Source organism: Pseudomonadales bacterium (assembly GCA_024234215.1).
In the GTDB taxonomy this organism is placed as follows: Bacteria; Pseudomonadota; Gammaproteobacteria; order Pseudomonadales; family UBA5862; genus JACKOQ01.
Genome location: JACKOQ010000001.1, coordinates 686850 through 700210 on the forward strand (window position 1 = coordinate 686850; position 13361 = coordinate 700210).

Consider the following 13361-nt stretch of genomic DNA (forward strand, 5'->3'; position numbering starts at 1 on the left):
CATTTGAGCCATCGACCCTTCGTCAGCGAATGGTCACCTTCTGTGCGGCGATTCGTGCCTGCCACTGCTCCGGCCCACTGCGGTGCACCGAGTTGCCCGAGGTGTCGACCGCGACTGTGACCGGCATCTCTTCCACCTCGAATTCGTGGATCGCCTCCATGCCCAGGTCGGCGAAGGCCACCACCCGTGATTTTCGAATCGCCTTGGAGACCAGATAGGCCGCACCGCCAATCGCGATCAGGTAGACCGCCTTGTGGGCGCGGATGCTGTCGATGGCAGCCTGCCCCCGTTCGGCCTTGCCGACCATGCCGAGCAGGCCGGTCTTCTCCAGCATCACCTCGGTGAACTTGTCCATCCGGGTTGCCGTGGTCGGGCCGGCCGGGCCGACCACTTCGTCGCGCACCGGATCGACCGGCCCGACGTAGTAGATGAAGCGGCCCTTGAAGTCGACACCGTCCGGCAACTGTTCGCCGCGGGCGAAGAGGTCGGCAATGCGCTTGTGCGCGGCATCGCGGCCAGTCAGCATCTTCCCGCTCAGCAGCAGGTTGTCACCCGGCTTCCAGCTGGCGACCTCGTCGGCGGTGAGGGTGTCGAGGTTGACGCGACGGGACGTGGGGCCGGCCTCCCACACCAGCTTGGGCCAGTCATCCAGACGCGGTGGCGTCAGCTCGGCCGGCCCGGAGCCATCCAGCGTGAAGTGGACATGGCGGGTGGCGGCGCAGTTGGGAATCATCGCCACCGGCAGCGAGGCGGCGTGGGTGGGGTGGTCCATGATCTTGACGTCGAGCACGGTGGTGAGGCCGCCCAGGCCCTGGGCACCGATGCCGAGGTCATTGACCGCTTCGAAGATCTGCAACCGCAGCTCCTCCAGCCGGTTGCTCGGGCCGCGGGCTTTCAGTTCATCGATGTCGATCGGTTCCATCAGCGACTCCTTGGCCATCAGCATCGCCTTTTCGGCGGTGCCGCCAATGCCGATGCCCAACATGCCGGGCGGACACCAGCCGGCGCCCATGGTCGGCACCGTCTTCACCACCCAGTCGAGGATGCTGTCGCTGGGGTTGAGCATCGCCAGCTTCGATTTGTTCTCCGAACCGCCACCCTTGGCAGCGACGGTGACCTCGAGTCTGTCGCCCGGCACCAGTTCCATGTGGATCACCGCCGGGGTGTTGTCACGGGTGTTGCGGCGCGCGCCGGCCGGGTCGGCCAGCACCGAGCCGCGCAGCAGGTTGTCGGGGTGGGTGTAGGCGCGGCGCACCCCTTCGTTGACCATCTCGGTGACGCTGAGCGTCCCCTCCCAGCGCAGCTGCATGCCGACCTTCAGAAAGACGTTGACGATGCCGGTGTCCTGGCAGATCGGGCGGTGGCCCTCTGCGCAGAGGCGTGAATTGACCAGAATCTGCGCCATCGCCTCCTTTGCGGCCGGCGACTCCTCGGCCTGATAGGCGCGGTGCAGCGCCTGAATGAAGTCGAGTGGATGGTAGTAGGAGATGTACTGAAGCGCGTCGGCGACGCTGTCGATCAGATCCTGCTGGCGGATGAGGGTCATGGGAAGGGCTCCTGGTGGACGGTGTCGACGCGATGACGCGCATTTTACTACAGCAGCGAGGTGGCACTGCTGCAAGCCATGGGTGCGGGTTCAGATCGCCTGCATCCAGTGTTGGTCGGTGTGACTGTGGGGGTGCGTGGCATCGACGGCGATGCGCACCGGCTCCGGATCGAGCGTGATCGTCACCGGCAGGCAGCCATGCGGATCGCCATCGAGCTGGATCGGTTCACCCACTGCGCCTTCGACGTGGATGTGGCTGCCGAGGGCCCGCCGCACGCCGGGCAATCGGCTGGAGCGGCCGGTGGGCAGCGCCAGCAGATAGCTCAGCAGGCCAAGCCGGGTATGGCGCTCGAGCATGACCAGGTTGAGGTGGGGCGCGAACAGGCTCGCCTCGGGGTCGAGCACGAAGGGGCCGGCATAGTGACGGGCATGGCTGATGATCAGCGAGCCGACCTGCCACTGCCGGTCGTCGCTGCGCACCCGATAGCGCTGGCGGCCATAGCGGCCGACCATTCTGGCCATCGTCAGCAGGTAGGCACCCTTGCCCAGCCGGCGTTTGAGGTCGAGGTCGACGCCATTCACCACCCAGGCATCGAAGCCGATGCCGCACATCAGCAGAAAGCGCCGGCCATTGGCCAGGGCCGGATGCAGCACGACCTCGCTGTCACCGGCCAACACCTGGGCCAGCCGGTCGGGCTGGGTCGGCAACGCCAGCTCGCGGCAGAGCACATTGGAGGTGCCGAGCGGAATCAGACCCAGGCGGCAGGCGCGCCCGCGCGTGCCATTCAGCACTTCGTTGAGGGTGCCGTCACCGCCGGCGGCAACGATGCAGTCGAAGCGGTCCGGGTGATCACGCAGCAGCCGCTCCCCTTCGCCGGGGGCGCTGGTCTGCCGGATCAGCAGTTCGCAGCCCTGCCGACGCAGCGCGGCGATCACGGCATTCAGATAGTCCTGACGGCGGCGACCGGCGACCGGGTTGTGGATGATCAGCAGTCGCTTGCTGGCGGTGGCGGGCGTGTACCGGAGCTCAGCATCCAGGCGTCGTGGTGGTGGCCGCTCAGCCACCGGGGCGGTTCATCTGCATCTGCTGAAGCTGGCGCATGTTGATCTGCAACTCCTGCATCGAGCGGTTGAGCTGCATCCGCTGCTGATCGAAGGCGGCCACGGCGGCCTCGTTTTCGCGCAGCCGCCTTTCGATCGCGTTCAGCAGGCCGGGGTCGGCTTGCTGCACCGTGACCAGTTGCTCTTCGACGGTGCGCAGCCGATTGGTCAGTTGCCGGGCGATCAGCTCATCCTGGCGCTTGACGCCGGCCTCGATGCTCCTGAGCTGTTCCGCCAGACTGGCGGTCTGCCGCTCGATGGCCTCCTGTCGCTGTGCCTGTTCGCCGATGCGGCGGTTGACCCCGTCGATGTCGGTCAGCCCCTTGCTCATGCGGCTGGAGAGGTCGCCCATCTGATTCTGCACCGTGTCGATCGACTGTCTGCTCTGGGTGCTCAGATCCTGATCGCGCTGCTTCTGTCTTTCGATCAGTTTGCGCACCTCGGCGTCGAGCTGCTCGATGCGGCTGGAGAGGTCGCCGGTGCCGCCGGTACCCTTGCCGGCAATGCCGAGGCGGGCCTGCAGGGCGGTCAGCGCCGCGATGTTGTTCAGATCGGCCTCCCGCAGCGACTTGATGTCGTGTTGCAGTGCGGTCAGGTACTGCACGGTGAGAAAGCCGCCGCCGGCGATGGCGGCGGTCAGTGCAATCAGCACCAGCCAGACCAGCAGCAGTCCGCGACTTTTTCCAGGGGGGGGCTGCCCCTCCTTGTCACGTGGCCGGCCGCTCTGGCGGCGCTGCTGATAGGTGGCGATCTCATCGATCTCGGGTGCGAGGCGTGGCGGTCCCGCGGGCTTGGAGTCACTGTTGGGCATGGGCAGGGGGTCCGGTGGTAAAGCGGAGGCTAGTCAATCACAGTGGCGTCATGGCGCCAACCGGATGCGGGCGATCTTGATCTGGTGCTCCTTGATCTGCACCGTTTCGACCTGGTAGGCACCGATGCGGATGCAGGCATTGCCGTCGGGAATCGACTCCATCTGCTCCAGAATCAGGCCGTTCAGCGTGCGCGGGCCATCGGTGGGCAGGTGCCAGTTGAGCGAGCGGTTGATTTCGCGCAGCGGCATCGAGCCCTCGATCAGGTAGCCCGCTTCATCATCCTGACTGATGCCCCACTCGGTTTCGGCGATGTTGCTGGTGAAGTTGCCGACGATCTCCTCGAGGATGTCCTCGAGTGTGACGATGCCGAGTACCTCGCCATACTCGTCGGCGACGATGCCGATGCGGCGCTTCTCATGCTGGAAGTGCAGCAGCTGGCTCTGCAGGTCGGTGCTTTCCGGCACGAAGTAGGGCTCGCGCACCAGCGCCAGCAGCTTGTCGTGGGTCGGGTTGGGATCGGTCAGAAAGCGCGCGACGTTGCGCAGATGCAGAATCCCCACCACCTGGTTGAGCTCGCCGCGATAGACCGGCAGGCGGGTGTGCAGGCTGCTGCGCAGTTGCTCGATGATCAGGTTGAGCGGGGCCTCGATGTCGATGCCGATCACCTCTCCGCGCGGAATCATGATGTCGCGGATGGTCAGCTCCTCCAGTTCGAAGATGCGCAGCAGCATGCTGTGGTGACGGCCGGGCTGCATGCCGCCGGCTTCGAGCACCACGGTGCGCAGCTCCTCGGTCGAGAGCTGGTCGGGGCTGCTCTGTCTGATCTTGACGCCAAAAAGGTAAAGCAGGCCATTGGAGAAGGTATTGATCAGCCAGACCAGCGGCGAAAACAGCCGCAGCAGTGGCAGCAGCACCCAGGAGGCGGGGTAGGCGATCCGTTCCGGGTAGAGCGCGGCCCAGGTCTTGGGAGTGGCCTCGCTGAAGATCAGCAGCGCGAAGGTGGTGATGGCCGTGGCGATGCCGGCGGCGGTGGCAATGTTGTCCTCACCGATCAGCCGGACCGCCAGGATGGTCGCCAGCGAGGCGGCCAGATTGTTGGCGAAGTTGTTGCCGATCAGGATGAACCCGATCAGCCGATCGGGCCGCCGCAGCAGCAGTGTGGTGCGGCGCGCGCCGCCATGGCCCTTGGCGTCGAGATGCTTCAGGCGGTAGCGGTTGAGCGCCATCATCCCGGTTTCGGCGGCCGAGAAGAATGCCGAGACCAGCATCAGGCCAACCATGATGCCGAGCAGCAGGGAGAGCGGTAGGTCGGTCAAGGGCTTCCTTTTTCTGTTGTTCCCGGCAGTGCCGGTCCGAGGGTCAAGGGTTCGGACGGTGCAGAATCAGCTCCAGCACCAGTTTGCTGCCATAGAAGGCCAGCATCAACGCCAGAAAGCCGAAGAGCGTCCAGCGCACGGCGGTGCTGCCGCGCCAGCCGAACCGATGTCGCCCCCACAATAGCGCAGCGAAAATGCACCAGGCGATCAGCGAGAGGATGGTCTTGTGGGCCAGATGCTGGGCGAACAGATTCTCCAGCGAAAGCGCACCGCTGACGATGGCGAGGGTCAGCAGCAGCAGGCCGAAGCGGATCAGTTGGAACAGCAGCTTCTCCATCGTCTCGAGTGGCGGCAGGTGGCGCAGCAGCTTCCAGCCATGACGTGCCTTCAATTGCCGGTTCTGAAACGCCAGCAGCAGCGCCTGAAACGCAGCAACGGCCAGCAGGCTGTAGGCCAGCACCGAGCTGATGATGTGCAGAGTCAGGCCCGGGGAGGGTGTCGGAAAGGGCTGGTAAGGACTCTTCAGCACCGCGCCCAGCAGTGTGCTGAGCGCTGCCAGTGGCAGAATCAGGATGAACAGATTGTCCATCGGCTCGCGCAGACTGGCGGCGAGTGTCATCAGCACCATCGATGCAGCGACGGCGCTGACCACATGAAACAGCCCCAGATCGATGCCGAGCGGCGTCAGGATCAGCCCGCGCAGGTGGAGGGTCTGGGCCACCAGTCCGGTGAGCCCCAGCAGACGGATCCAGCGTGGTGCGATCTCGGTTCTGTCGGTGAAGGAGCGCCACTGCAGCAGGGCGCCCAGGCTGTAGCAGGCAATGGCAAAAAAGGCGGTTTGGATCACCAGAGGCTCATCAGTGAGTCGGGTTTTTTCGGGCAGGGCACGTGCGCGGTCAGTATAGGAGCATCCCCACAGGCTGGGAATAGCGCCGCTTTGTTGCGCGACGCGGTCGAGGTCGCGGCTATAATCGCCCTTTGTCACTTTATTGCGATTGCAGAGGCGGACATGTTCGAGAGTCTGGCGGATCGGCTTTCAAAGACCTTGCGCGGCATCACCGGTCAGGCCCGGCTGACCGATGACAACATCAAGGCGACGCTGCGCGAGGTGCGGCTGGCGCTGCTGGAAGCCGACGTGGCGCTGCCGGTGGTGAAGGACTTCATCGAACGGGTCCGGGAGCGGGCGGTCGGCCAGGAGGTGATGCGCAGCCTGACGCCGGGCCAGGTTTTCGTCGGCATCGTCCAGCGCGAACTCGAAGCGGTGATGGGTGAGCGCAATGAGCGGCTCAATCTGGCCGCTCAACCGCCGGCCGTCATCCTGATGGCGGGCTTGCAGGGCGCGGGCAAGACCACCACCGTGGCCAAACTGGCGCGCTATCTCTCCGAGCGTGAACATAAAAAGCCGCTGCTGGTCAGCGTCGACGTCTATCGTCCGGCCGCGATCAAACAGTTGCAGCTGCTGGCCGACGAGGTCGGGGCCGAGTTCTTCCCCAGTGAGACTGGCCAGCAGCCGCTCGACATCGTCCGCGCCGCCATCGACCAGGCGCGGCGAAAGTTCTTCGATGTGGTGATCGTCGACACCGCCGGGCGGCTGCATGTCGACGAGGCGATGATGAACGAGATCAAGCAGCTGCATGCGGCGATCAATCCGGTCGAGACGCTCTTCGTGGTCGACGCGATGACTGGCCAGGATGCCGCCAACACCGCCAAGGCGTTCAACGATGCGCTGGCCCTGACCGGGGTGATCCTGACCAAGGTCGATGGCGATGCCCGCGGTGGCGCGGCGCTCTCGGTCCGGCAGATCACCGGCAAGCCGATCAAGTTCATCGGTGTCGGCGAGCGCAATGATGCACTGGAGCCGTTCCATCCGGACCGGATCGCCTCGCGCATCCTCGGCATGGGCGATGTGCTGTCGCTGATCGAGGAGGCCGAGCGCAAGCTCGACAAACAGAAGGCCGAGCAGCTCAGCAAGAAGCTGCAAAAGGGCAAGGGCTTCGATCTGGAGGATTTTCGTGACCAGTTGCAGCAGATGCGCAACATGGGTGGCATCACCGGCATTCTCGATAAGATTCCTGGCCTGGGTGGCGGCATTCCCCAGGCGGCACGCAATCAGGTCAACGAGCGGCTGTTCGTGCAGATGGAGGCGATGATCAACTCGATGACGCCGCTGGAGCGGCGCAAGCCGGAGCTGATCAACGGTTCGCGCAAGCGGCGCATCACCGAGGGGTCAGGGACGCAGATCCAGGATCTCAACCGTCTGCTGAAGCAGCACAAGCAGATGCAGAAGATGATGAAGACCATGGGCAAGAAGGGCGGCATGGCCAACCTGATGCGCGGCATGGGTGGACGGCTGCCGCCCGGCGGCATGCCGCCGATGAATTTTTAGGCTTTTTGCCCGCTTTCATCCTTCGACGGCCGCAAACGCCGGGCGTTTCGGGCCGATTCATGCCAGAAACAGCCTCTCTGCAGGCTGATCCGTAGCGGGTGCGACTGACTCTTGTCACCAATGTGTGGCAATGGCTTAGAATATCTCCCCTTTCGCTTCGCTCAGGACATGCCTCTGCCGCGCCTGCGTCTTGACGCTGCGGAGGGGTCCGTCATCCCATTTGATCAGAGTAGTTTTCCATGCAGACCGGTCTATACCACCCTGATGAGTTCAAGGACAACTGCGGCTTTGGTCTGATCGCCCAGATCGAAGGGCGAACCAGCCATGCCTTGCTGCGGTCGGCCATCGATGCGCTCAACTGCATGACCCACCGTGGTGGCATCGCCGCGGATGGCAAGACCGGGGATGGCTGTGGTCTGTTGATGCAGAAGCCCGATCGCTTCCTGCGTGAGGTGGCGGGTGAACTGTTCGGTCGGCCACTGGCCGAGCTGTACAGCTGTGGCATGGTGTTTCTGTCGCAGCAGGAGTCGGCCGCGCTGTCGGCCAGGCAGGCGCTGGAGCAGGCGTTGATCGGCGAAGGCTTGGTCGTGACGGGATGGCGGCCGGTGCCGACCGATCCGACGGTGCTGGGGCCGATCGCGCTCGGCAACATGCCGCGCTTCGAGCAGATCTTTGTCGAAGCACCGGCCGGCCTCGATGAGCGTACATTCAATGTCCGGCTGTTCATCGCCAGGCGCAAGGCCGAACGCGCCGTGGCGCCGGTCGACCAGGAGTTTTACATCACCAGCCTGTCGAGCAAGGTGCTCTGCTACAAGGGGCTGATGATGCCGGCCGATCTGCCGCGCTTCTATCCCGATCTGCACGATGCGCGCATGGAGACGGCGATCTGCACCTTCCATCAGCGTTTCTCGACCAACACCCTGCCGAAGTGGCCGCTGGCGCAACCCTTCCGGCTGCTGGCGCACAATGGCGAAATCAACACGATCCAGGGCAACCGCAACTGGGTGAGTGCGCGTGAGGCGCGCATGAGCACGCCCTGGCTGCCCGACATTGCCGCCATCTCGCCGCTGGTCAACCGCGAGGGCTCCGACTCCTCGTCGATGGACAACATGCTGGAGACACTGCTGGCCGGCGGGGTCGATCTCTACCGGGCGGTGCGGATGATGATTCCGCCGGCCTGGGAAAATGTCGAGACCATCGACACCGACCTGCGTGCCTTCCACGAGTATCACTCGATGTTGATGGAGGCCTGGGATGGTCCGGCCGGGATCGTGCTGACCGAAGGGAGCACCGCCGTCTGTCTGCTCGATCGCAACGGTCTGCGCCCGGCGCGCTGGGTGATGACCCAGGATGGCATCATCACGGTCTCTTCGGAGATCGGCGTGCGGCGGGTACCGCCCGAAACGGTGGTGGCCAAGGGTCGGGTCGGACCGGGACAGATTCTCGCCATCGACACGGTGGCGGGTCGGGTGTTGCACACCGACGAGATCGATGATCTGCTGAAATCGGCCCACCCCTACAAGCGCTGGATCAAGGAGCGCTCGGTTCACATCGAATCGAAGCTGGTCGAGGAGGACATCGACCTCGCCCACCTGGCGCCGGGTGAACGCAATGCCTACATGAAGATGTTCCATGTCACCCGCGAGGAGCGTGATCAGACGCTGCGGGTGCTGGGCGAGAGTGGGCAGGAAGCGACCGGTTCGATGGGCGACGACATTCCGATGGCGGTGCTGTCGCAGCAGGTGCGTTCACTCTATGACTATTTCCGGCAGCAGTTTGCCCAGGTGACCAATCCGCCGATCGACTCGCTGCGCGAAGGCGTGGTGATGTCGCTGGAGACCAAGCTGGGTTCGGAGCGCAACATCTTCACCCAGACCCCGGAGCACGCCGAACAGGTGCTGCTCACCTCGCCGACGCTGTCACCGGCCAAGTTCGCCAAGTTGCTGCAACTCAACCATGCCGGTTTCAAGGTGGCCACCCTTGATCTCAACTTTCCGGTCGAAGTCGGGCTCGAAGCAGCGGTCCGGCAACTGATCGAACAGGCTGAGCAACGGGTGCGTGACGGCGTCAACATCCTGGTGCTGAGCGACCGCGGCATCACGTCGGGCAAGCTGCCGGTCCATGCGCTGATGGCCACCGGTGCAGTGCATCACCGGCTGATTGCGAGCGGGCTGCGCGCTGACACCTCGATCGTCGTCGAGACCGCCACGGCGCGCGACCCGCACCAGTTGGCGGTGCTGCTGGGCTATGGCGCCACGGCGGTCTACCCCTATCTCGGCTATGAGGTGATCAACAGCCTGGTCGAGGATGGCACCCTGCTCTGCGACATCGAGGAGGCGCACAAGAATTATCGCAAGGGGATCAACAAGGGGCTGCTGAAGATCCTCTCGAAGATGGGCATCTCCACCATCGCCTCCTACCGGGGCGCGCAACTGTTCGAGGCGATCGGTCTGCACCGCAATCTGGTCGACCTCTGCTTCAGTGGCACCGTCAGCCGCATCGGCGGCGCCGATTTCGACGATTTTCACGTTGAGCAGCAGATTCTGGCCGCCGAGGCCTGGTCACCGCGCAAGCCGCTGCGTGCCGGTGGCCTGCACAAATATGTGCATGGTCAGGAGTACCACTGTTTCAATCCCGATGTGGTGGGGACGCTGCAGCAGGCGGTGCAGAGCGGTGATTACCGTACTTACCGCAAGTATGCCGAACTGGTCAATGAGCGGCCGGTGGCGACGCTGCGTGATCTCTTTGCATTGCGCGGCGACATCAAGCCGGTTCCGCTCGACGAGGTGGAGCCGATCGAGGCGATTCTGCCGCGGTTCGACTCCGCCGGCATGTCATTGGGCGCCCTGTCGCCCGAGGCGCATGAGTCGCTGGCGACGGCGATGAACCGGCTGGGCGCGCGCTCCAACTCGGGCGAGGGTGGCGAAGATCCGGCCCGCTACGGCACCGAGCGGGTCTCCAAGATCAAGCAGATCGCCTCCGGCCGCTTTGGCGTCACGCCGCACTACCTGGTCAACGCCGAGGTGATTCAGATCAAGATCGCCCAGGGGGCCAAGCCGGGTGAGGGCGGACAGTTGCCGGGGGGCAAGGTCAACGAGCTGATTGCCCGGCTGCGCTATTCGATTCCCGGCGTGACGCTGATCTCGCCACCGCCGCACCATGACATCTATTCGATCGAGGATCTGGCGCAGCTGATCTTCGATCTCAAGCAGGTCAATCCGAAGGCGCTGATTTCGGTCAAGCTGGTGGCCGAACCAGGTGTCGGCACCATTGCCGCCGGGGTCACCAAGGCCTATGCCGACCTCATCACCATCTCCGGTTATGACGGCGGCACCGCGGCGAGTCCGATCACCTCGATCCGCTATGCCGGCTCCCCATGGGAGCTGGGGCTGAGCGAGGCGCAGCAGACCCTGCGGATGAACCACCTGCGTGACAAGGTGCGCTTGCAGACCGATGGCGGACTCAAGAGCGGCCTCGACGTGGTCAAGGCCGCCATGCTGGGGGCCGAGAGTTTCGGTTTCGGCACGGCGCCGATGGTGGCGCTCGGCTGCAAATACCTGCGCATCTGCCACCTCAACAACTGCGCCACCGGGGTGGCGACGCAGAACCACCAGTTGCGTCAGGAGCACTACATCGGCACCGTCGAGATGGCGATGAACTTCTTCCGCTTCGTCGCGATGGAGACGCGGGAGTGGCTGGCGCGGCTCGGCGTGCGCAAACTCGAAGAGCTGGTGGGGCGCAGCGATCTGCTGGAGCTGCTGCCCGGAGCGACTGCCAAGCAGCGCAAGCTTGACCTGACGCCAATCCTGGCCAACCAGTCGCTGCCGGCCGAGCTGCCGCAGTTCTGCAAGTCGCTGCGCAACATGCCGTTCGACAAGGGCGAACTGGCCGAGCGGATGGTGCGTGACATCCTGCCGGCCATCGAAAGCAAAAGCGGCGGCAGCTACCACTATCGGGTCACCAACTGCGACCGCACCCTGGGGGCGCGGCTCTCCGGCGAGATTGCCCGCCGCCATGGCAACAACGGCATGAGCGATGCCCCGGTCCAGCTGCTGCTGGAGGGAACCGCCGGACAGAGTCTGGGTGCTTTCAATGCCGGTGGGCTGCACATTCACCTGACCGGTGAGGCCAACGACTACGTCGGCAAGGGGATGGCCGGTGGCCAGGTGGTGATTCGCCCCCATCCGCAGAGCCGGTTGGCGACGGAGAAGACCGCGATCATCGGCAACACCTGCCTCTATGGCGCCACCGGCGGCAAGCTGTTCGCGGCCGGCCGGGTCGGCGAGCGGTTCGGTGTGCGCAACTCCGGCGCCCAGGCGGTGGTCGAGGGGGCCGGTGACCACTGCTGCGAGTACATGACCGGCGGTATCATCACCGTGCTGGGTGACACCGGCTACAACTTCGGCGCCGGCATGACCGGTGGTTTTGCCTATGTGCTCGATCTCGACAACACCTTCGTCGACAAGTACAACCACCAGCTGGTCGACATCAACCGGATTCGCAATGAGTTCATGGAGGGCCACCGCAACTTCCTGCGTGGCATGATCGAGGCGTATGTGGCCGAAACCGGCAGTGGCTGGGGTCAGACGATCCTGGACAACTATGTCGACTTCGTGCGCAAGTTCTGGCTGATCAAACCCAAGGCCGCCGAGTTGGCCGAGCTGCTCGACAGCGTGCGCAAGAGCCCCCAATGAGCGGCGATACCATTGATGTGACGAGGTGGTGGTCATGAGTGACCGTTTGAACAACGACTTTCAATTCATCCAGGTGGGGCGCAGCGATCCGCCGCGCAAGCCGATCCGGGTGCGCAAGCGCAACTTCATCGAGATCTATGATCTTTTCGAGCAGAAGCAGGCCGAGCAGCAGGCCCATCGCTGCCTCGATTGCGGAAACCCCTACTGCGAGTGGAAGTGTCCGGTCCACAACTACATTCCCAACTGGCTGCGGCTGCTCACCGAAGGCAACATCATCGAGGCCGTGGAGCTGTGCCACGAGACCAACACCCTGCCAGAGGTGTGTGGTCGGGTCTGCCCGCAGGACCGGCTCTGTGAGGGGGCCTGTACCCTCAACACCAAGTTTGGCGCGGTGACCATCGGCTCGGCCGAGAAGTACATCACCGACACCGCTTTTGCGATGGGCTGGCGGCCCGACCTGTCACATGTGGTGCCGACCGGAAAGCGGGTGGCGATCGTCGGTGCGGGGCCGGCTGGCCTTGGCTGTGCCGATGTGCTGACCCGCAACGGCGTGAAGGCGGTGGTCTTTGATCGCCATCCCGAGATCGGCGGACTGCTGACCTTCGGCATCCCCGAGTTCAAGCTCGAAAAGCAGGTGATGGCACTGCGGCGCGAGATCTTCACCGACATGGGCATCGAGTTCCGCCTCAACACCGAGGTGGGGCGCGACATCACGATGGAGCAGTTGCTGGCGGAGTATGACGCGGTCTTTCTCGGCATGGGCACCTACGACACCATGAAGGGGGGCTTCCCCGGCGAGGAGATTGCCGGCGTCATTGAGGCGCTGCCCTATCTGATCGGCAATGTCTCCCACCACCTGCAACTGCCGATGGAGCAGTACCCCCATATCAACCTCAAGGGGCAGCGGGTGGTGGTGCTGGGCGGTGGTGACACTGCGATGGACTGCAACCGCAGCGCCATTCGCCAGGGGGCCAAGTCGGTCACCTGTGCCTACCGCCGCGACGAAGCCAACATGCCCGGATCGAAGCGCGAGGTGAAGAACGCGCGCGAGGAGGGGGTCCACTTCCTGTTCAACCGCCAACCGGTCGAGATCGTCGGCCAGTGGCGGGTCGAGGGAGTCAAGGTGGTGGAGACCCGGCTCGGTGAGCCCGACGAGAAGGGCCGGCGCCGTCCCGAACCGATTCCGGGCAGCGAGGAGATTCTGCCGGCCGATGTGGTGTTGCTGGCCTTTGGTTTTCGTCCCAGCCCCGCCCCCTGGTTTGCCGAGCATGGCATCGCGGTCAACAGTTGGGGCGGCGTCGAGGTGGGTCAGCCGGGCGCTTTCCAGTTCCAGACCGCGAATCCGAAGATCTTCGCTGGCGGCGACATGGTGCGTGGCTCCGATCTGGTGGTGACGGCCATCTGGGAGGGACGGCAGGCGGCCGAAGGCATCCTCGATGCGCTCGGTGTCTGATTCGCACTCCTCAAGACAGTCTGCTTCGATTCCATCCACTGCTGACAGGTACA

General features: G+C 64.4%; 8 protein-coding genes. 3 read left to right on the forward strand and 5 right to left on the reverse strand.

The genetic code is table 11. The features are described 5' to 3' along the window. Nucleotides 1–22: 22 nt before the first annotated feature. The 5 genes from H7A13_03380 to ccsA form a co-directional block, all read right to left on the reverse strand. On the reverse strand, nucleotides 23–1546 hold the full coding sequence (locus H7A13_03380; GenBank protein MCP5332387.1) for a fumarate hydratase: 1524 nt from the start codon (nucleotides 1544–1546) through the stop codon (nucleotides 23–25). A gap of 90 nt (nucleotides 1547–1636) precedes the next feature. Further along, nucleotides 1637–2611 carry a diacylglycerol kinase family lipid kinase gene (locus tag H7A13_03385; GenBank protein MCP5332388.1) on the reverse strand — a complete coding sequence of 325 codons (975 nt, stop codon included), beginning with the start codon at nucleotides 2609–2611 and terminating at the stop codon, nucleotides 1637–1639. Further along, nucleotides 2604–3458: a hypothetical protein gene (locus H7A13_03390; protein ID MCP5332389.1), complete on the reverse strand. Its 855-nt coding sequence runs from the start codon at nucleotides 3456–3458 to the stop codon at nucleotides 2604–2606. Before H7A13_03390 ends, H7A13_03385 begins: the two co-directional genes overlap by 8 nt. A gap of 48 nt (nucleotides 3459–3506) precedes the next feature. Next, entirely contained in the window at nucleotides 3507–4739 is a 1233-nt protein-coding gene (locus tag H7A13_03395) for an HlyC/CorC family transporter (protein ID MCP5332390.1), read from the reverse strand. A gap of 79 nt (nucleotides 4740–4818) precedes the next feature. Continuing rightward, nucleotides 4819–5622 (reverse strand): cytochrome c biogenesis protein CcsA, encoded by an 804-nt coding sequence (gene ccsA / locus H7A13_03400; GenBank protein ID MCP5332391.1) that lies wholly within the window; start codon nucleotides 5620–5622, stop codon nucleotides 4819–4821. 162 nt (nucleotides 5623–5784) lie between these two features. On the opposite strand from ccsA, the gene ffh reads away from it, so the two are divergent. The 3 genes from ffh to H7A13_03415 all read left to right on the forward strand — a co-directional run bounded on the left by ffh (nucleotide 5785) and on the right by H7A13_03415 (nucleotide 13308). Beyond that, on the forward strand, nucleotides 5785–7161 hold the full coding sequence (gene ffh / locus H7A13_03405) for a signal recognition particle protein (protein MCP5332392.1): 1377 nt from the start codon (nucleotides 5785–5787) through the stop codon (nucleotides 7159–7161). Between the two features lie 239 nt (nucleotides 7162–7400). After that, entirely contained in the window at nucleotides 7401–11855 is a 4455-nt protein-coding gene (gene gltB, locus H7A13_03410) for a glutamate synthase large subunit (protein ID MCP5332393.1), read from the forward strand. A 34-nt stretch (nucleotides 11856–11889) separates the two neighbouring features. Further along, a complete protein-coding gene (locus H7A13_03415; GenBank protein MCP5332394.1) occupies nucleotides 11890–13308 on the forward strand; it encodes an FAD-dependent oxidoreductase in 1419 nt (472 codons plus the stop codon). The last annotated feature ends 53 nt before the right edge of the window (nucleotides 13309–13361 follow it).

Coding starts and splice junctions, on each gene's coding strand:
- H7A13_03380 (MCP5332387.1), bottom strand. CDS start 1,546: ATGACCCTCATCCGCCAGCAGGATCTGATCGACAGCGTCGCCGACGCG.
- H7A13_03390 (MCP5332389.1), bottom strand. CDS start 3,458: ATGCCCAACAGTGACTCCAAGCCCGCGGGACCGCCACGCCTCGCACCC.
- H7A13_03395 (MCP5332390.1), bottom strand. CDS start 4,739: ATGGTTGGCCTGATGCTGGTCTCGGCATTCTTCTCGGCCGCCGAAACC.
- ffh (MCP5332392.1), top strand. CDS start 5,785: ATGTTCGAGAGTCTGGCGGATCGGCTTTCAAAGACCTTGCGCGGCATC.
- gltB (MCP5332393.1), top strand. CDS start 7,401: ATGCAGACCGGTCTATACCACCCTGATGAGTTCAAGGACAACTGCGGC.
- H7A13_03415 (MCP5332394.1), top strand. CDS start 11,890: ATGAGTGACCGTTTGAACAACGACTTTCAATTCATCCAGGTGGGGCGC.